The organism is Streptomyces sp. NPDC088194, from assembly GCF_040702025.1.
In the GTDB taxonomy this organism is placed as follows: Bacteria; Actinomycetota; Actinomycetes; order Streptomycetales; family Streptomycetaceae; genus Actinacidiphila.
Genome location: NZ_JBFBIV010000008.1, coordinates 36608 through 55710 on the forward strand (window position 1 = coordinate 36608; position 19103 = coordinate 55710).

Below are 19103 nucleotides of genomic sequence, written 5' to 3' on the forward strand. Positions count from 1 at the left end.
GGGCCTTTAGTCACTCACGCGGGCTAACCCGTTCACCGCAGAAACGTCACGGAAGCGCCGGCCGCGGGCCGTATGGCGGCACCCGCCCCCGCGCACCTCAGGGAGCCGTGTGCAGCGGGAAGTGGCAGGCTGCCGCGTGGGCGACGGCCGGCGTGTCCGGGGCGCGCAGGGGCGGTTCGCGGGTGGCGCACTCGGGGGCCGCGTGCGGGCAGCGGGTGTGGAAGCGGCAGCCCGCGGGCGGATCGAGCGGGCTCGGCACGTCGCCGTGGAGCACCACCCGGGCGGAGGTCCGGGACGGATCGGGGACCGGGTCGGGGACGGCGGACAGCAGCGCGTCGGTGTACGGGTGCCGGGGGCGGTCGTACACCTCCTCGGCCGTGCCCTCCTCGACGATCCTGCCGAGGTACATCACCGCGACCCGGTCCGCGATGTGCTCGACCACGGACAGGTCGTGGGCGATGAAGACGTAGGCGATGCCCAGTTCGCGCTGGAGCGAGGTGAACAGGTTGACGATCTGGGCCTGTACGGAGACGTCGAGGGCGGAGACCGGCTCGTCGCAGACCAGGATCTCCGGGCGCAGCGCCAGCGCGCGGGCGATGGCGATGCGCTGGCGCTGCCCGCCGGAGAACTGGTGCGGGTAGCGGCCTGCGTGGTCGGGGTTGAGGCCGACGAGTTCCAGCAGTTCGCGGACCAGCCGCCGGTGCTCGCCGCGCGGGGCGGCGTCCCGGTGGATCAGGTACGGCTCGCGGACGATCGCCTCGACGGTCATCCGCGGGTCGAGGGACGCGAAGGGGTCCTGGAAGACCAGCCTGATGTGCCGTCGGGCAGCCCGCAGCCGGCTGCCGCGCAACGCGTCGAGCCGCTCGCCCATCAGCCGGATCTCTCCCGAGGACGGCCGGTCGACGGCCGTGAGCAGCCGGGCGAGGCTGGACTTGCCGCACCCGGACTCGCCGACCAGCCCCAGGGTCTCGCCGCGGCGCAGCTCCAGGTTCACCCGGTCGACGGTCCTGACCTGCCCCGTCCCGCGCCGCAGCGGTCCGCCGCCGACCGGCACGTGCTTGACCAGGTCGCGGACTTCGAGGATCAGCGGTGCGCCGGTCATCCGCCGACCACCTCCTTCCAGTGGTGGCAGGCGCTGGTGCGCAGGGGGGCGACGCCGTGGTGCGGCGGAGCGACCGCGCACGCCTCGTCCGCGTACCGGCAGCGGGCCCGGAACGCGCAGCCGTCCGGCATCGCGGCCGGGTCCGGCGGCGCGCCCTCCAGCACGGCGAGCGGGCGGCCGCGCGAGCCGCGCCGCGGGATCGCGTCCAGCAGCGCCCGGGTGTACGGGTGGGCCGGGCGGCAGTAGAGGGCGCCGGCCGGTGCCTGCTCGGCGACCCGGCCCGCGTACATCACCACCACGCGGTCGGCCGCGTTGGCGACGATGCCCATGTCGTGGCTGATCAGCACCAGGCTGATGGCGTGTTCGGCCTGGAGGTCGGCGAGCAGTTCCAGGATCTGCGCCTGCACGGTCACGTCGAGAGCGGTGGTGGGCTCGTCGGCGATCAGGACCTCGGGGGTGAGGGCGAGGGCCATGGCGATCATGACCCGTTGCCGCATGCCGCCGGAGAACTGGTGCGGGTAGTGGCCGGCGCGCCGGGCGGCGTCGGCGATGCGCACCCGGTCGAGCATGGCCACCGCCTCCCGGGCCGCCTGACGGCGGGTCAGGCCGCGGTGGGCGCGGAAGACCTCGGCGATCTGGAAGCCGACCGGCAGCACCGGGTTGAGCGCGGACAGCGCGTCCTGGAAGACCATGGCGATATGCCGGCCGCGGATCTTCCGCAGCGCGCGCCGGTCGAGTCGCAGCAGGTCGATGCCGTGCAGCAGGATCGATCCGCCGGTGACGGCCGCGCCGGGCGGCAGGATGCCCATGACCGCGCGCGCCGTCAGGCTCTTGCCGCAGCCCGACTCGCCGACCACGGCCAGCGTCCGGCCGGGCTCGGTGCGGTAGCCGACACCGTCGACCACGACGCTGCCGGCGCCGGGCCGCCCGGTCCGGCCGGCGAAGGCCACCCGCAGGTCGACGACTTCCAGCGGGGGCGCGGCGGGATCGTATCCGGGGAACCGGGCGAGCGGGTGGGTCCGGGCGGTGGGCGGGTCTTCGATGGTGGTCATCGCAGCCTCGGGTCGAACGCGTCGCGCAGGCAGTCGCCCAGCAGGACGAAGCTGAGCACGGCCAGGGACAGGAACAGGGCGGGGAACAGCAGCAGGCCCGGGTGGGTGGTGAAGTACTGCTGCGCGGTGTTGAGTTGGACGCCCCAGGAGATCGCGGGGGCGGTCAGGCCGACACCGAGGAAGGTCAGCGACGCCTCCGCGGTGATCACCCCGCCGATGTTGATGCTGGTCAGCACCGCCACCGGCATGATCGCGTTGGGAACGGCATGCCGCAGCATGATCCGCAGCGGTCCCGCGCCCAGTTCACGGGCGGCGGTGACGTAGTCCAGGCCGCGCACGGCGAGCACCGAGGAGCGCATGATCCGGGTGAGCACCGGCCAGGAGAAGAGCGCGAGGACCAGCGAGACGCTCAGGATGCTGTGCACGCTGAAGGTCTCCAGCACCACGATCATCCCGACCAGCATGGGGAAGCCGAAGAAGACGTCCATCAGCCGGCTGACCAGCAGGTCGAGGAGGCCGCCGAAGTATCCGGCGACCGAGCCGAGGACGACGGCGACGACCAGGGTGAGCGCGGTGGTCAGCAGGCCGATGCTGAGGGAGTCGCGGGCGCCGTGGATGACGTTGCTGTAGAGGTCGCAGCCCTGCACGTCGTAGCCGAACGGATGGCCCGCGGTGGGCCCTTGCCCGCTGTGCGCCAGGGAGCACTGGTGCGGATCGCCGTGCCCGAACCAGCCGGCGAAGGCCGACGGCACGGCCGCCATGGCGCACAGCAGCACGACGGCGGACAGCGGGAGGAAGAAGCGCGGGCGGCGCAGCAGGCGCCGCAGGGTGCCGCGGTCGGCAGGTCCGCCGGGGGCGGGGGCGGGGGCGTCGGGGGCGGGGGTGGGGGCGTCGGGCCCGGTGTCGGCGGAGGTCCTCCTCCGCAGGGCGCTAGTCAAGGCGAATCCTCGGGTCGAGCACGCCGTAGAGCAGGTCCACGACCAGGTTGACGAACAGGAAGACCAGCACGAGCAGGGTGCTGATGCCCACGACGGTGGGGCCGTCGTGCTGCTGCACGCTCTGGAAGACCTGGTAGCCCAGGCCCGGCAGGTTGAAGATGCCCTCGATCAGGATCGTCCCCGACAGCAGGTAGCCCAGGTTGGTCCCGAGCATGGACACCACCGGCACCAGCGAGGTGCGCAGCACGTGCCGCAGCAGCACGCGGGTGCCGCTGAGTCCCTTGGCGGTCGCGGTGACGACGAAGTCCGCCCCGAGGTTCTCCAGGATGCTCGCCCGGGTCAGCCGGGAGATCTCTGGCACTCCGAGCAGCGCCAGGCACAGCGCGGGCACCAGGTAACTCAGCGGCCAGCCCGCGTCGGTGCCGGACACCGGGAACCAGCCGAGCTTCACCCCGAGCAGGTTCTGCGCCACGTAGGCGGTGATGAAGTACGGCACGCCGAGGATCAGGCTGGACCCGCCGAGCACCGCCAGGTCGCTGGGCCGGCCGGCCCGCAGCGCGGCCAGGCAGCCCAGCGCGATCCCGGCGACCGCCTCGATGACCCAGGTCAGGGCCGCGAGTTTGACCGTGATCGGCCAGCTCGCGGTGATCACCGCGGAGACCGGCGTGTTGTTCAGGTCGATGCCGAAGTCGCCGTGCGCCAGGCCGGTGACGTAGTGCCAGTACTGCACGAGGAACGGGTCGTCGAGGTGGTAGTGCGCCCTGATCGCCGCGGCCGTCGCGGGGGTCACCACGTGGCCGGGGCCGGCCAGCGACTGGACCGGGTCGCCGGGCAGCGCGTAGACCGCGGCGTAGATGACGAAGGTCGTGCCCACCAGCACCGGGACCATCAGCAGCACGCGGCGCAGCAGGTAGCTACCCACACCGGCCCCCTCGCGGCGCGGCGCGGCCGGCCGCGCTCATCGGACGGTGACCGAGGAGAGGTCGACGTCGCCGAGGTAGCCCAGCCGGACCCCGGAGAGCCGTTTCGCGTGCACGGCGCCGCTGACCGGGTAGTACAGCGGGGCCAGCGGCAGGTCCGCCATCGCGGTGCGGCCGGCCTGCCGGGCGAACCGCAGCCCGTCGGCGGTCGTGGTGGCGCCCGCGGCCTTGTCCATCAGGGCGTCGAAGCCGGCGCTCTTGTAGCCGGTGACGTTGGTGCCGGAACTGCTGCCGAAGAGCTGGTCGTCCTGGGAGTAGATGTTCGGGTAGGCCGCGCCCATGTAGAGCAGGAACGGCCCGGTGGTCTTGTGCGCCAGCAGGTTGGGGTAGATCTGGTCGGTCGGCTGGACCTTCAGCGAGATGGAGGTGATGCCGAGGTTGGTACGCAGCTGGTTGACGATCGCCTCCAGGACGGTCTGGGACTCGGGTTCCTGCTTGGTCCACAGGGTCAGCGAGCCGTGCCAGCCGCCCGCGGCGGCCAGCAACTGCCGTGCCCTGGCGGGGTCGTAGCCGCAGGCGGCGCAGTCGGTGCCGCCCCCGCCGGCGATCACGTCGGGGGCGATGCCCGCGGCGGGCTGGGCATGGCCCTGGAGCAGCGAGCCGACGATCGCCTTGCGGTCGATGGCCAGCGAGAACGCCTGCCGCACCCGCAGGTCGGCGAACCGGCGGTCCCACAGCGGGAAGCCGAGGTACTCCACCGCCGCGGTGGGCGAGGTGACGAGCTGCGCGGCGTAGGTCCGGCTCGCCGTCGACAGGTCGTTGCCGCCGGCCGTGGCGATGTCGACGGCGCCGGAGCGGAAGCTGGTGAACGCGGTGGCGTCGGTCTGGTAGGTCTTGACGGTGATCTGCGCCGCGTGGCCCTTGGCACCGGGGTAGCCGTCGAAGCGCTTGAGGGTGATCTGCTGCCCGCCGGGGGCCAGTCCGGGCGCCGCGACCTGGTAGGGGCCGTTGCCGATCGGGAGCCGGTCGTAGCCGGCGAGGTTCTTGAAGGCGGCCTTGGGCATCGGGGCGAAGGCGGTGCCGGCCAGCACGTAGGGGAACGTCGACAGCGGCCGGGTCAGGGTCACTTCAAGGGTGTCGGTGCCGGTCACCCGCACGCCGGAGAGCTTGTCGGTGGTGGGTTTGCCGTCGGGCGGGTTGAGCGCGGCGTAGCCCTCGATGCCGGCGAACAGGTAGCCGTTGGCCATGGTGTTGGGCGCGTAGGCGGCGGCGTTCCAGGAGTCGGCGAAGGACTGAGCGGTGACCGGCTCGCCGTTCTGGAACTTCCACCCGGACTTCAGGGTGATCGTCCAGTGCCGCTGGTCGGTGGAGCGCACCGACCTGGCGACGGCGTCGACGACCTTGCCGCTGCGGTCGACCTGGGTCAGCGGGGTCCAGATGGCGTCCGCGACACCGCTGAACCCGGCCCGGCCGGGGGTGAGATGGGCGATGTACCAGGTCGGAACGCCGATCGAGTAGGAGCCGCCGTCGGCTGTCGCGCCGCCGGCCTGCGTCCCTCCCCCGCCGCAGGCGCTCACGGCGGCCAGCGCGCCGACCGCGCACAGGGCCACCGCGGTTCTGCGGCCGGTGCGTCCCGGCCCGTCGGCACGTCCCGGCCGGCTGAGACGTCCTGACCGGGTGACACGTCCTGGTCGTGGCGGAGTCATCTCGGGTACCTCCAGGCGCGGTCTGGTTTTCGGGTGAGCCGAGACTGGCCCCCTCACCGAGGCGGCAGCTTTATCGGAGCGGGCAAAAACGCCGCGGCCGCTTTGTCTCGGCGCACATGCCCTGCGGCCGAGGGCCGCTCCCGGGGCGACGCCGGCCGCGCCCGGATGCCCGCCGGGTGTGCCCGGATACCCGCCGAATGTGCCCGCGCAGTGCCCCACGCATCCCGCCCGTCCCCCGACGGCGACTGCGTTACGTCACCGGGGCGCGATCCGGCCGGGGCTTGCCAGGGGTGCCTATGATGTGGCGATGCCGAGCACTTCCCGTCCCTCCTCGCAGGTCACCGGCTCGACAGCGCGCGACGAGCCCGCCGGCACGACGCTGCGCCGCCTGCGCGAGCACCTGGGTCCGCTGGTGCTCCAGGTCGAGTGCGCACCGCAGAGTGAGGACGTCCTCATCGGCCGGCAGGTCGTCCACGACCTGTGCGAGCCGGTGCCGGGGCAGGCCGACGGCGTGCTGCTGGTCGTGGGCGGCTCGCCGGAGCGCGAGGACTGCCTCGACGCGATCCGGCAGGCCGGCGCCGCCCGCTACAGCGCGGTCGTCGTCAAGACCCGCGGCGGCGACCTGGCGGCGGCCACCGCGGTGGCCGGCGCGGCGGGTGTCGCCCTGCTGGTGATCCCCGACGACATGCCGTGGCGGCACTTCGACGCGCTGGTCACCGCCGCGACCAGCGCGTCCGGGCCGGCCCAGGACACGTACACCTCGATCGGCATGGGCGACCTGTTCCCGCTGGCCAACGCGATCGCCTACCAGGTCGGCGGGGCGATCACCATCGAGGACCCGCTCGGCCACGTGCTGGCCTACTCCAACCTGCCGCATCAGGAGATCGACGAGATCCGGCGGCAGGGCATCCTGGGCCGGCAGACCCCGGACCGCCCGACCAACCTCGACGAGTACCACCGGGTCATCCGCGCCGACCGGCCCGTGCGCTTCGACATCCCCGACACCAAGCACGTCGACCGGCTGGCGGTCGCGGTGCGCGCCGGGCCGCAACTGCTCGGCCTGCTGTGGGCGCTGGACGGCAACCCGCCGCTCGGCGAGGGCGCGGAGACCGCGCTGGAGGAGGCCGCGAAGGTCACCGCGCTGCATCTGCTGCGGGCCCGCAGCCACCGGGACCCGGACCGGTGGAGCCGCGGCGAGGCGCTGGCGTCGCTGCTGGACGGCGCGGTGTCGGGGCGTACGGCGGCGGCGCAGCTGGGCATCGCCGAGGACACCACCAGCACGGTGGTGGCGTTCGCGCAGGCCGCACCCGAGGAGATGCCCGGCCTCGGCGGCGCCCGGATCGTCGACCTGGTCGGTCTGTACTGCGAGGCGTGGCATCCGCAGGCGCTGTGCACGACGACCGGCGGCCTGGTCTACGCCCTGCTCCCGACCAGGACCGACGCGGGCGCCGAGCGGCGGGTGGTGAAGTTCGCCGAGAACGTGGTCAGCACGGTCCAGCGCAGCGCGGGCCTGGCCCTGCGCGTCGGCATCGGGGTGCCCGCGGCCCGGCTCGGCGAGGTGCCGGCCGGCCGGCGTATCGCGGACCGGGTGCTGCGGGCGCTGGCCGGCAGCGCGCAGGCGCCCACGATCGCCACGGTCACCGACGTCCGCAGCCGGGTGACGCTGATGGAGCTGACCGAGCGCGGCGCCCCGTCGGTCGACCTGCCACCGGGCCCCGTGCAGCGGATCATCGAACACGACGCGCAGCACTCCACCACGTACGCCCAGTCGCTGCTGGCGTACCTGGACGCCTTCGGCGAGGCGATTCCCGCGGCGGCGCGGCTGGCCGTGCACGAGAACACCCTGCGCTACCGGGTCCGCCGCATCCAGGAGCTCTTCGACCTCGACCTGGACGACCCCGACACCCGGCTCGTGGTCTGGCTGCAACTGCGGCTGCACCAGATCTCCGGGTGACACCGGCCGGCGCCCGCCGCGCCGACGCCCCCGGCGCGCTGCCGCTGTCCGCGCCGACAACGCCCCCCGGCTCAATTGCACGGGCCGCACGATTTCCTGACCCCCTCCCCGCGCATACCGTCGCCCGGACAACGCAACCGAGCCGATGGGGAACCCATGCTGGAACAACCGATCTACGCCCTGACCGACCCGGTACGACTACGTGAACTGGTCGCGGGCCACGGTTGGGCGACCCTGGTCAGCGCCACCGGCCGGGGCGGCCCGGTGGTCTCCCATCTGCCGGTGATCCCCGACCCGGGACCGGACGAGGGCGGGGACGGTGGCGGGGGCGGGGGCGATCTGACGATCGTGGGGCACCTGGCCAGGGCCGACGCCGAGCTGCACGAACTGGGCGCGCACGACGTGGTGGTGATCGTCGAGGGACCCGGCGGCTACGTCTCGCCGAGCAGCTACCGCGCCGGACCGTACGTGCCGACCTGGAACTTCGTCGTCGCGCACCTGCACGGGCGGCCCACCGTACTGGAGGGCGCGGCGGGCTACCGGGTGCTGGAGCGCACCGTGGAGCACTTCGAGGCCGACCGGCCGGAGCCGTGGCGGCTGGACACCGTGGCGGACTACGCGCGGGAGATCGCCCCGTACACCACGGCCTTCCGGCTGCGGCCCAGCCGGGTGGTCGGCAAGCACAAGCTCAGCCAGGACAAGCCGTACGAGGTCGCGCGGCGGGTGGTCGAGGCCCTGGAGGACGGCGGCCCGCACGGCAACCCGGCCCTGGCCGCGGCGATGCGTCGGGTGCTGGTGCCCGGTGACTGAACCGCAGACCGCCACCGGGACGGCCGCGGGGCGGGCCGCCCGCGTGCTGCTGCGCAATGTCCGGCTCGGCTCCGGCGGGCCGCTCGCGCACCTGATGATCGACGGCGACCGGATCGCCGCCATCACCCTCGAGGCCCCCGACGCCCTGGCGCGGACCGCGGGCGAGGTGGTGGACGCCGGCGGGCGTACGGTGCTGCCGGGGCTGTGGGACGCGCACGTGCACATGGTGCAGTGGGCCAGCGCGCGGCGCCGGGTCGACCTGTCGGGCGCCGGGTCCGCCGCCGAGGCGGCCCGGACGATGGCCGAAGCCGCGGGTGCCGGGCAACGGGCCCCGGACGAGCCGCTGATCGGTTTCGGCTTCCGTGACGGGCTGTGGCCCGACCGCCCGGAGCCCGCGCTGCTCGCCTGGTCCGACGGCTCGGGCCAGGCCGTCGCCCTGGTCAGCAACGACCTGCACACCGCGTGGCTCAACCAGGCCGCGCTGCACCGCCTCGGCGTGCACGGCCACCCGACCGGGGTGCTGCGCGAGGCGGACTGCCTGGACGCGGTGGCCCGGCTCAGCGCGGCCGATCCGGCGGTCGTCGACCGCTGGGTCGCCGACGCGCTCCGGGCGGCGGCGGCGCGCGGCGTGGTCGGCCTGCTGGACTTCGAGTACGCCGACAACGTCGCCGACTGGACCCGCAGGGCCGGCCGGCAGCCGCTGGACACCCGGGTCGCCTGCGCCGTCTACCCGGCCTACCTGGACCAGGCCGTATCCCTCGGCCTGCGCACCGGCGACCGGCTGCCGGGCACCGGGGGCATGGTGCGGATGGGGCCGCTGAAGCTCTTCGTCGACGGCTCGCTCAACACCCGTACCGCGCTGTGCAACGAGCCCTATCCCGGGGTGACGGCGGCCGGGCAGGAGTACGGCATCCTCCAGACCGAACCGGCCGAGTTGCGGCGGCTGATGGCGTACGCGGCGCGGCACGGCATCCACAGCGCCGTGCACGCCATCGGCGACCGGGCCAACACCATCGCGCTGGACGCCTTCGAGGAGGTCGGCTGCCCGGGCCGGATCGAGCACGCCCAGTTGATCGACCGGGCCGACCTGCCCCGCTTCGCCCGGCCGGGGCTGGTGCTCGGCGTCCAGCCCGCGCACGCCGCGGACGACCGCGACATCGCCGACCGCCACTGGGCCGGCCGTACCGAGCGGTCGTTCGCCTACGCCGACCTCGCGCGGGCCGGCGCGCGGTTGCAGATCGGCTCGGACGCGCCGGTCTCGCCGCTCGACCCGTGGCCGGGCATCGCCGCGGCGGTGCACCGCACCGGCGCGGACGGGCGGCCCGAGTGGCACCCCGAGCAGGCGATCGGGGTGCCCGACGCGCTCGCCGCCGCCGCGGCGGGCCGCCGCGCGCTGCGCGTGGGCGATCCCGCCGACCTCGTGGTCACCGAGTACGACCCGGCCCTGCCGGCCCCGCACGACCTGCCCGCCATGCCGGTCTTCTGCACGCTGCTCGCGGGGCGGTTCACCCACCGCGCCGACCAGGAGCCGCAGCCGGCGCCGGCCGGGTAGCAGCGACCGGGCGGGAGAGGGGGCGGGAACAGCGGCCGTCCGGTGGCACCCACCGGACGGCCGTGCGGGCTCACGCACCACCGGACGGCCGTCCGCCGTCGCGCACTGCCGGGCGTCGTGCACCGCCAGGCATGGCGCGCACCGCCGGGCATGGCACGCCACCGGGCACATCACGCACCACCAGATATGGCGTGTCTCCGGGCACATCGCGCACCACCACGCGTCACGCACCACCAGACACGGCGTGCCGCCGCGCGCATCACGCACCGCCGGGCGTCACGCACCGCCGGGCGTCACGCACCGACGGGCGTCACGCACCGACGGGCATGGCGCACCGCCAGACATGGCGCGCACCACCGGACACGGCGCGACGCCGGACACATCGCGCACCACCACGCGTCACGCACCACCAGACACGGCGCGCCGCCCCGCGCATCACGCACCGCCGCGCATCGCACACCACCGCACATCGCGCACCCCCGGACATGGCACGCACCGCCGGCACGGCGGAGGGGCCGCGGGGACTTGCGTCCCGCAGCCCCTGGCCCGTTCACCCGCCCGACTCGGCGGGCGGTCAGCCGAGTTGGACCTCGGCGCGGGCGGTGCCCGCTCGGGGGTGCCGGGCGGTGACGGCGACGACGGTCCCCGCGGGGGCCCGGACCGTCCACTCCACCGCGGTCAGGTCGGGGGTGCCCGGGTCATGGCCCCACCAGGTGGTGGACGACAGGGTGCCGCTCCTGCCCTCCAGCTGGCCGAGGCGTTCGACGCGCTCGCCGGTGACCGGTTCCGCGCCGCCGGGCAGCGTGATCTCCGCGGACAGCTCCCCCGCCACCCCGCGGTCGAGCGCGGTCCTGGTGACGTACGTGGGCAGCCAGCCGGTGTTGCCGACGACCAGCCGGACCCGGTGCACGTCCGGCGCGAGCCGGGTCGCGGTCAGCCGGCGGACCTCGATCCGCGGCGAGGCGAGCGCCTGGAAGATCACCCACTCGGTGTGCGGGGCGACTTCGGCCTCGATCCGGTCCATCGGCGGGTTGTACCAGTAGTTGATCATGTCCCAGCCGCCCAGCTCCACCGGTCCGAGCTGCGGGTGCGTGAAGGGGTACCAGGAGACGAAGCCCTTGCCGTCGAGTTCGGCGTCGCTCCACTTGATCATCCGCAGGTCGTCCTCGACCGGGTGGTCGATCAGCCAGCGCGAGGCGTGGTACGACTCGATGCCGGCCGCCCGCTGCGGGCTCCAGAACTCCGTGATCCAGGCGAAGATGCCCAACTGGTGGTAGTACCAGCCCAGTTGGCCGCCGCGGAAGTCGGCGGCCGGGTCGTGCTTCAGGTCCTGGAAGGACATGACGTCGTACCCGGTCAGCTCGGCCGCCTTGGCGCCGAACACGTCGTAGACATGCTGGTCGGGGCCGGGCAGCCGGACGCCGGCGTTCATCGGCGGGCACAGGTGCAGGCCGCCGAAGGTGTGGCAGGTGACCCAACCGGTGATGTTCGGACGGTCGGTGACGGCGCGCAGCACCGCCTGCGTCTCGGGCTCGGAGCCGGGGAACGGCCCGGCGTTGCGCGGCAGCGCGGGCGCCGCCTCCCAGTCGGTCGGCAGGTTCTGGCCCAGGTCCAGGCCCTCGACCGGTTCCGCGACCTCGACGACGTCGCCGCGGTAGCCGGTGACGTCGCCCTCCTGGAAGAGCCGGAAGTAGTCGCCGCCGACCTCGTCGGGTTCGCGCGGCACCAGCAGCCGGGGCTCGTCGGGGTGGGTCTTCCACGGCCCGTCGGCGTCGCGCACCCGCATGAACAGCGCCCGGCCGTCGCCGTCGACGTCCCGCAGTTGCAGGCCCGGATCGGCGTCCGGGCTCGGGTGCGGGCGCACGCTGGAGCGGATGAAACGGCCCTCGGCCATGGCGTGTTCGTGTCCGTCCGGGTTGAGCCGCGGGACGACGTAGACCGCGCGGGTGTCCAGCAGCCTGGTCACCCGCTCGTCGGTCCCGTAGCCGGTCAGCAGCCGGTGCACCAGGTGCAGGGCCGCGAAGCAGGACGACCACTCGGTGCCGTGGATGCCCGCCTCGACGAAGTGGGCCGGCTTCTCGGCGGCCGGGCCGGTCGCGGTGTTGGTGAGAGTGACCAGCCAGATGTCGCGGCCCTCCCACGAGCGGCCCACGCTCTCCAGCGCCGCGAGGTCGGGACGGCCGTCGGCCCAGTCCCGCAGCAGCGCGGTCAACTCGTCGTGGACGTAGAACCTGTCGAACTTCAGCGGGCGGATCATGGGGCGAGTCCTCGCAATCGCACGGCGGCAGCCTGGCAAGCGCGGCCAGTCTGCGCGCGGCCCGCGCCCGGTGCTTTGGGCGGGCGGCCAATGTTTCCCGGCCGAGTTCTCGTCCGCCGCCAATCACGGGGGACCGGCCCGGCGGCCACAGTGCTCCATGACCCGAGCACGACCCGAGAACGCGAACGACCGTGGTCGTTCTCCCTGTTTGCCGGCCGGGCCGGGTAGGGCACTCCCCCGGCCGAGATTGGACCCGCGCATGACCGCGACAGCGGACCTCGGCACGGCCGAGATCCACCATCAGCACCGCGATGTGACCGGCGGCTGGCTGCGACCGGCGACCTTCGGCGTGGTGGACGGCCTGGTGTCGAACTTCGCCCTGGTCGCCGGCGTCGTCGGCGGCGGCGCCGGCACCCACACCGTCCTGCTCACCGGTCTGGCCGGCCTCACCGCCGGCGCCTGCTCGATGGCCACCGGCGAGTTCGTCTCGGTGTCGTCCCAGAACGAGCTGGCGCAGGCCGAGATCGCCCGCGAGCAGCACGAACTGGCCACCAACCCGGCCGGGGAACTGCGCGAGCTGACCCTGGCCTACCAGGCGAAGGGCGTACGGCAGGAGCTGGCGGAGGAGGTCGCCCGGGCGCTGACCGCCGAGCCCGACGTCGCCTGGCGCGTGCACGTACGCGAGGAGTTGGGCGTCGACCCGGACGACCTGCCCTCCCCCTGGTCGGCGGCGGGCTCCTCGTTCGCCGCCTTCGCGCTGGGCGCCCTGGTCCCGCTGCTGCCGTTCGTGCTCGGCGCATCCGGCCTGGTGCCCGCGCTGCTCGCCAGTTCCGCGGGGCTGGTCGTCACCGGCGCGCTGACCGCGAAACTCACCGCGCGCTCCGGGTGGTTCGGCGCGAGCCGGCAACTCGTGCTCGGCGGGCTGTCGGCGGCGGTGACCTTCGGGGTCGGGCTGCTGGTCGGCACGGGGGTGTCCTGACCGATGGCGACGACGGACAGCCCGTGGGGCGAGGCCGCGTACCACCGTCCGCTGCACGCGGTGGCGCTGGTCAAGCAGGTGCCGCTCGGCGACCACCCGGGCGACCTGGACGGCAGCGGGCGCCTGCGCAGGGACGGTTTCCCGGTGGAGCTCAACCCCTGGTGCCGCCGTGCGGTGACCCGCGCGGTGCAACTGGGCCGGGGCAGCGGGGGCCGCACCACGGTCGTCACGATGGGGCCGCCCGCCGCCGCCGACGTCCTGCGCGAGGCGCTGGCCTGCGGCGCGGACGAGGGCCTGCACGTGTGCGACCCGGCGCTGGCGGGCGCGGACACCCTGGTCACCGCGAAGGCCCTGGCCGCCGCCGTACGGAGCCTGGGCCCGGTGGACCTGGTGCTGGCGGGGCACAGCACGCTGGACGGCGGCACCGGCGCGGTCGGGCCGATGGTCGCCGCGCTGCTCGGCCTGCCGTTCGCCGGGCCGGCGCTGTCGATCGAGGCGGTCGGCGGTGACGGGCTGCGCGCGGTACTCCAGCTCGACGCGGTCACCGAGACCGCCGAACTGGCGCTGCCCGCCGTGCTCGCGGTGGCGGAGCGCTCCTGCCGGCCGGCGAAGGCCCCGCCGGCCGCCTGGCTCGCCGCGCCGCAGATCCGCGTCCTGACGCTGGATCAGTTGACCGGCGCCCAGCCGGGGGCCGCGAGCCCCACCCGGGTGCACCGGGTGGAGCGCGTCGCGGCGACCCGCCGCCCGGTGCTCGTGTCCGGCAGCCCGGCGGAACAGGCCGCACAGGCGGTCGCGCTGATCACCGCACGGTTGGCGGCGGCCGACTGCTCCGGCCGCTCCTCGGCCGTCGGGGCCGGTACGTACGCGGGAACTCCCGGGCCGGGAAGTCCCGTTGCCGACCGGCCCGGCCCGGCGGCGGCAACCGGCCTCGCGGTTGCCGGCGTCGCTGCGCCCGATCCCGCGGCGCCGTCCGCGACCGCCGGCGAACCCGGGCATACGGCCGTCACCGGCCGGGCGGCGGACCCGTATCCCGCCGGACTCCCCGGGCCCGCCGTCCTCGCGGCAACCGGCCTCGCGGCAACGGGCGTTGCGGCAGCGGGTGTTGCGGCATCCGACGTCGCGGTTGCCGGCGTCGCTGCGCCCGATCCCGCGGCGCCGTCCGCGACCGCCGGCGAACCCGGCCGTACGGCCGTCACCCGCCGGGCGGCGGACCCGTATCCCGCCGGACTCCCCGGGCCCGCCGTCCTCGCGGTGACCGGCAGCCCCGAGACGGGCGGGCGGGCCCTGCTCGGCGAGGCCGCGAGGATCGCGCGGCGGATCGGCGGCCACGTGCTGGCCGTCACGCCGGCCGCGGACCCGGAACAACTCCGCGACTGGGGCGCCGACGCGGCACTGCGGCTCACCGGCGGCGACCCCCGCCCCGCCGCGGCGGCGCTCGCCGGCCGGCTGCGCGGCTCCCGCGCGCCCTGGGCCGTGCTGGGCGGCGCCTCCGCCTGGGACCGCGAGGTCCTGGCCCGCCTCGCGGTGCACCAGGACGCCGGGCTGCTCTCCGACCTGACCACCACGTCGGTGCGCCCCGACGCCCGCGGCCGGCTCCGCCTGGTGGGCGGCAAACCGTCGGGCAACGGCACGCTCGCCGAGGTCGGCAGCGACGGTGTCCCGCAGATCGCCACGTTGCGGACCGGCTCGCTGACCGTGCGCGCCGGGCACGCCGACCCCGTAGCGAGCCCCGCCCGGATCGCCGCCCCGATCCCCGTCGAGACGCTGGACGTGCCGGCCGATCCGCTGCTGCGGCGCTCGGACCGGCGCACCGAGGACGACTTCGACGCGGTCGAGCGTGCGGCCACGGTCATCGGCCTGGGCGCGGGCGTCGCTCCGGACCGCTACGCGGAGGTCGAGCCGCTGCGGGCCCTGCTCGGCGCGGAGTTCGCCGCGACCCGCAAGGTGACCGACGCCGGCGCCCTGCCGCACTGCCGCCAACTGGGCGTCACCGGGCGGAACATCGCCCCGCGGCTGTACGTGGCGCTCGGCGTCTCCGGCAGCCCGCACCACCTGGCCGGCGTGGAGCGCGCGCACACCGTCCTCGCGGTCAACAGCGATCCGGACGCGGCGGTGTTCGCCCACTGCGACATCGGCATCGTCGCCGACTGGCGGGACGTCCTGCCCGCGCTGACCGCCGCCTTCCGGCGGGCGCCGACCGCCGCGTCCGCGCCCGAGGCCACCTCCGTCTGAGGCCCGTCGCCGTCAGCAGCGGCCACCGGCCCGATGCCACCTGCTCGTTCCGTCCCACCCGCCCCGTACCGGGGCCCGAACCATGGAGCCAACCGTGATGCCCTGCCCCTTCACCACCCGTGCCCACCCACGCGGCGGTGGTCGTCCATGAGCGGCCTCGTCCTCGTCCTCACCGTCTTCCTGGCGTGTGCCGTCGAAGCGGTCGAGGCGCTGACCATCGTGCTGGCCGCCGGCACCAGCCGGAACTGGCGCTCGGCGCTGCAAGGCAGCGCGGCGGCGCTGGTCACCCTCGCGATCGTGGTCGCCGCGCTCGGCCCCGCGATCGGGATGATCCCCTTCGAGGCGCTGCGGCTGGTGGTGGGCGCCCTGCTGCTGGTCTTCGGGCTCCAGTGGCTCCGCAAGGCCATCCTGCGCGCCTCCGGCCACAAGGCCCTGCACGACGAGGCCGGCGCCTACGCCAAGGAGGTCGCGGCGGCCGACGCCGCGGCGGGCGGAGGACGCGGCATCGTCACCGACTGGTACGCCTTCACCCTGTCCTTCAAGGGGGTCTTCCTCGAAGGGCTCGAAGTCGCCTTCATCGTCGTGACCTTCGGCAACAACCAGGGCAGCGTGCCGCTGGCGGCGCTCGGCGCGGCGGCCGCGGTGGTCGCGGTCACCTGTGTCGGCCTCGCGGTCCGCGCGCCGCTGGCCCGGGTGCCGGAGAACTCGATGAAGTTCGCCGTCGGCATCATGCTCACCGCCTTCGGCGTCTTCTGGTCCGCCGAGGGCGCCGGGGTCGACTGGCCCGGCGCCGACGCGGCCCTGCTGGTCCTCGTGCCGGTCATCGCGCTGCTCGGCCTCGGCACCGCCGCGCTGCTGCGCCGCACCGACACCGCGGTACCCCCTGCCGCGGCCACCACCGTTCCGCCGGCTCCGGCGGCGAAGGGAAGCACGCAGTGAAGTGGATTCGTTCGTTCGCGCTGTTCTGGTACGACTTCGTCGTCGGCGACGACTGGCGGGTCGCGGTCGGGGTGGTGGTGGCGCTGGGCGCGACCGCCGGCCTGGTGCACGGCGCCGGTGTGAACGCCTGGTGGCTGCCGCCCGTCGCGGTCGTGGTCCTGCTCGGCCTGTCGCTGCGCCGCGCGGTGGCGGCGGCCCGCTGACGCGAGGGGGCCGGGGCAGGGATGCGCGTCCCTGCCCCGGCCCCCGGCCCCCGGCATCCGGCACCCGGCACCCGGCACCTGAGGCCGCACGTTCGAGGTGCGGGCCGTCCCGCGTGCGGCCGTACCGTCTGCGGCCGTCCCGTCTGCGGGCGACCCGCGAGGGGCGGCTACTCGCCGCCGCCGACCGCGAGCAGGTACAGCTTGCCGGAGTCGGAGCCCTGGTCGTCGGGGTTCTGGACGGGGACGTTGATGGACGCGCTGACGGTCTTGGAGTGGGTCTCGTTGGGCGGCGTGATGACCATCGTGGTGAACGTGTAGCCGCTGCCGCCGCTGTTGTTGAAGGGGTAGTACAGGACGAAGTCGGTCCCCTCGCCGGGGGCCAGCTTGACGGTGGGCACGTCGCCCCCGCTGTGGCGCGGGACGCTGACGGAGTCCGAGCCGTTCTTCAGGTCGACACCCGCGAAGCCGTGCATCGTGCAGGAGCTGGAACCGGTGTTCTTGAGGTGGACCAGCTCCATGCCCTCCCCCGAGATGCCGTGCTCGGCGGAGATGGCGAGGTTCGAGGTCATGCACATGCTGCCGGACCCCGACCCCGACCCGGAGTTCGAGGAGCCGGAGCCGCCGCTCGTGCTGCTGCCGCCGGTGGAACCGCCGTTGGAACCGCTGGACGAACCGCTGGAGGAACCACCGCTGGAGGAGGTGTCCTGGCCGGGCGCGGAGCTGGGCGCCAACGTCTGGCCGGCGTCGCTGGACGAGGTCGCCCCGGCGGTGTCGGACGACGTCGGTCCGGAGGCGCTGGAGTCGTCGGGGCCGCAAGCCGTCAGGGACAGTCCGGCGGCCACGGCGACCAGAGCGATGACCGAGAGCCTCTTGCTGCTGCGCATTGCCACTCCGTAGATCGATGCCGGCCCACATGGTGCGGACCCTTCTGCGTTCATGGAGTTCCGCCGCACCCGGGCTGGTTGCGCGCGGACATGACCGCGACAACCCCGTGACATGGAGGGATCATGATCGCGACAGACGCCACGCGCCGGCCACATCCCCCATGGGCCCTCCACCCACGGCCGGCATGCTGAGCAATCAGTTCTTCGACGCTGCCCCGTCAGGCGGCGCTGCCGTCCCTAGCTTCTGCCGTATGGGCAGCTACCACGAGATGGATCAGGTATGGCCGCGTACGGCCGGTCGGACGGACGGCGAACTGCGGGTCGGCGGCATCGGGGTCGGCGAACTCGCCGCGCGCTTCGGCACACCGGTCTACGTTCTCGACGAGGACGACTTCCGGGCCCGGTGCGCCGCATGGACGGCCGCGTTCCCCACGGGTGACGTCCACTACGGCGGCAAGGCGTTCCTGGCCCCGGCCCTCGTCGGCTGGTTGCGGGAACTGGGCCTGTCGCTGGACGTGTGCACCGGCGGCGAGCTGGCCGTGGCCCGGCTGGGGGGCATGCCTGCCGAGCGGGTGGTCTTCCACGGCAACAACAAGTCGGTCGCCGAGCTCCGGGCCGCCGTGGAGTGGGGCATCGGGTGCATCGTCGTGGACTCCTTCCACGAACTGGACCGCCTGGCGGACCTGGTGCGGGCCGGCGGCGCCCGGCAGCCGGTCATGATCCGGGTGAAGCCGGGGGTGGACGCGGACACCCACGCGGCGTTGGCGACGGGCGGCGAGAACACCAAGTTCGGGCTGTCCATGGCCTCGGGCGAGGCGGCCGAGGCGGTACGCCGGGTGCTGGCCACGCCGGGCCTGGAACTCGTCGGCCTGCACTCGCACATCGGCTCGCAGATCTTCGACCTCGGCTCCTTCACCACCGCGGCCGAGCGCATGGCGCGCTTCCTCAAGGAGGTCGAGGCCGAGCACGGGGTCCGCATCGCCCGGCTGGACCTCGGCGGCGGCCTCGGCGTCCCCTACCTCCCGGGCGGCGAGCCGGCCCCGACACCGGCCGAACTCGCCGACGCGCTCCGGGTGGCGGTGCCCGACGACGTGCGGCTGGCCGTCGAGCCCGGCCGGTCGATCGCCGCGCCGACGACGGTCGCGGTCTACGAGGTCGGCACGGTGAAGGGACACTACGTCAGCGTCGACGGCGGCATGAGCGACAACCCCCGCCCGGCCACCTACGGTGCCGCGTACACGGCGGTCCTCGCCTCCCGGGCCGGTCAGGCCCCGCCGCGGACGTTCACGATCGTCGGCAAGCACTGCGAGAGCGGGGACGTGCTGGTGCAGTCGGTCGAGCTGCCGGGCGACATCCGGCCGGGCGACCTGGTCGCGATCCCCTGCTCCGGCGCCTACCAGCGGTCGGCGGCCGGCAACTACAACCAGGTCCCCCGGCCGCCGGTGGTCGCCGTGCGCGACGGTGCGGCCCGGACCCTGGTCCGCCGCGAGACGCAGGAGGACCTGCTCAGCCTGTTCGTGTGAAGCGCGCTGCGCGCGGGACGCGAACTGTCGCTGCGACGCGCGCTGTTCGTGT

The 19103-nt window shown here is 74.4% G+C and carries 16 protein-coding genes; 9 read left to right on the forward strand and 7 right to left on the reverse strand.

What is annotated here, in order from left to right; translation table 11 throughout:
* Nucleotides 1-97 precede the first annotated feature (97 nt).
* From AB0399_RS06145 to AB0399_RS06165, 5 genes are read right to left on the reverse strand one after another with little or no spacing between them, the layout of a single operon-like run.
* Nucleotides 98-1102 carry an oligopeptide/dipeptide ABC transporter ATP-binding protein gene (locus tag AB0399_RS06145; RefSeq protein WP_366410405.1) on the reverse strand — a complete coding sequence of 335 codons (1005 nt, stop codon included), beginning with the start codon at nucleotides 1100-1102 and terminating at the stop codon, nucleotides 98-100.
* On the reverse strand, nucleotides 1099-2154 hold the full coding sequence (locus tag AB0399_RS06150) for an ABC transporter ATP-binding protein (RefSeq protein WP_366410406.1): 1056 nt from the start codon (nucleotides 2152-2154) through the stop codon (nucleotides 1099-1101). Before AB0399_RS06150 ends, AB0399_RS06145 begins: the two co-directional genes overlap by 4 nt.
* Nucleotides 2151-3092, reverse strand: a complete 942-nt coding sequence (locus AB0399_RS06155) for an ABC transporter permease (RefSeq protein ID WP_366410407.1) — start codon at nucleotides 3090-3092, stop codon at nucleotides 2151-2153. Before AB0399_RS06155 ends, AB0399_RS06150 begins: the two co-directional genes overlap by 4 nt.
* On the reverse strand, nucleotides 3085-4014 hold the full coding sequence (locus AB0399_RS06160; protein WP_328471190.1) for an ABC transporter permease: 930 nt from the start codon (nucleotides 4012-4014) through the stop codon (nucleotides 3085-3087). Before AB0399_RS06160 ends, AB0399_RS06155 begins: the two co-directional genes overlap by 8 nt.
* A gap of 36 nt (nucleotides 4015-4050) precedes the next feature.
* On the reverse strand, nucleotides 4051-5622 hold the full coding sequence (locus tag AB0399_RS06165; protein WP_366410408.1) for an ABC transporter substrate-binding protein: 1572 nt from the start codon (nucleotides 5620-5622) through the stop codon (nucleotides 4051-4053).
* A 403-nt stretch (nucleotides 5623-6025) separates the two neighbouring features.
* Between AB0399_RS06165 and AB0399_RS06170 the strand changes: the two genes are divergently transcribed.
* The 3 genes from AB0399_RS06170 to AB0399_RS06180 all read left to right on the forward strand — a co-directional run bounded on the left by AB0399_RS06170 (nucleotide 6026) and on the right by AB0399_RS06180 (nucleotide 10034).
* Entirely contained in the window at nucleotides 6026-7672 is a 1647-nt protein-coding gene (locus AB0399_RS06170) for a helix-turn-helix domain-containing protein (RefSeq protein ID WP_329363366.1), read from the forward strand.
* Between the two features lie 156 nt (nucleotides 7673-7828).
* A complete protein-coding gene (locus tag AB0399_RS06175) occupies nucleotides 7829-8482 on the forward strand; it encodes an FMN-binding negative transcriptional regulator (RefSeq protein ID WP_366410409.1) in 654 nt (217 codons plus the stop codon).
* The gene (locus tag AB0399_RS06180; RefSeq protein ID WP_366410410.1) at nucleotides 8475-10034 is read left to right on the forward strand and encodes an amidohydrolase family protein; all 1560 of its coding nucleotides are present in this window, start codon (nucleotides 8475-8477) and stop codon (nucleotides 10032-10034) included. Before AB0399_RS06175 ends, AB0399_RS06180 begins: the two co-directional genes overlap by 8 nt.
* 574 nt (nucleotides 10035-10608) lie before the next feature.
* On the opposite strand, the gene AB0399_RS06185 is transcribed toward AB0399_RS06180, so the two are convergent.
* A complete protein-coding gene (locus AB0399_RS06185; RefSeq protein WP_329363372.1) occupies nucleotides 10609-12291 on the reverse strand; it encodes a M14 family metallopeptidase in 1683 nt (560 codons plus the stop codon).
* A gap of 259 nt (nucleotides 12292-12550) precedes the next feature.
* Here AB0399_RS06185 and AB0399_RS06190 point away from each other — a divergent pair, with 259 nt between their 5' ends.
* The 4 genes from AB0399_RS06190 to AB0399_RS06205 all read left to right on the forward strand — a co-directional run bounded on the left by AB0399_RS06190 (nucleotide 12551) and on the right by AB0399_RS06205 (nucleotide 16644).
* A complete protein-coding gene (locus AB0399_RS06190; RefSeq protein WP_328471179.1) occupies nucleotides 12551-13270 on the forward strand; it encodes a VIT1/CCC1 transporter family protein in 720 nt (239 codons plus the stop codon).
* A 3-nt stretch (nucleotides 13271-13273) separates the two neighbouring features.
* Nucleotides 13274-15502 (forward strand): FAD-binding protein, encoded by a 2229-nt coding sequence (locus tag AB0399_RS06195; protein WP_366410411.1) that lies wholly within the window; start codon nucleotides 13274-13276, stop codon nucleotides 15500-15502.
* Between the two features lie 147 nt (nucleotides 15503-15649).
* On the forward strand, nucleotides 15650-16441 hold the full coding sequence (locus AB0399_RS06200) for a hypothetical protein (RefSeq protein WP_366410412.1): 792 nt from the start codon (nucleotides 15650-15652) through the stop codon (nucleotides 16439-16441).
* Entirely contained in the window at nucleotides 16438-16644 is a 207-nt protein-coding gene (locus AB0399_RS06205; RefSeq protein WP_329363378.1) for a hypothetical protein, read from the forward strand. Before AB0399_RS06200 ends, AB0399_RS06205 begins: the two co-directional genes overlap by 4 nt.
* 167 nt (nucleotides 16645-16811) lie before the next feature.
* On the opposite strand, the gene AB0399_RS06210 is transcribed toward AB0399_RS06205, so the two are convergent.
* Nucleotides 16812-17213 carry a DUF4232 domain-containing protein gene (locus tag AB0399_RS06210; protein WP_329363379.1) on the reverse strand — a complete coding sequence of 134 codons (402 nt, stop codon included), beginning with the start codon at nucleotides 17211-17213 and terminating at the stop codon, nucleotides 16812-16814.
* On the opposite strand from AB0399_RS06210, the gene AB0399_RS06215 reads away from it, so the two are divergent.
* Complete coding sequence (locus AB0399_RS06215) at nucleotides 17212-17541, forward strand: hypothetical protein (protein WP_366410413.1); 330 nt, start codon at nucleotides 17212-17214, stop codon at nucleotides 17539-17541. The two genes, AB0399_RS06210 and AB0399_RS06215, sit on opposite strands and share 2 nt — an antisense overlap.
* 238 nt (nucleotides 17542-17779) lie before the next feature.
* The gene (gene lysA / locus AB0399_RS06220) at nucleotides 17780-19051 is read left to right on the forward strand and encodes a diaminopimelate decarboxylase (RefSeq protein ID WP_366410414.1); all 1272 of its coding nucleotides are present in this window, start codon (nucleotides 17780-17782) and stop codon (nucleotides 19049-19051) included.
* Nucleotides 19052-19103: the final 52 nt, after the last annotated feature.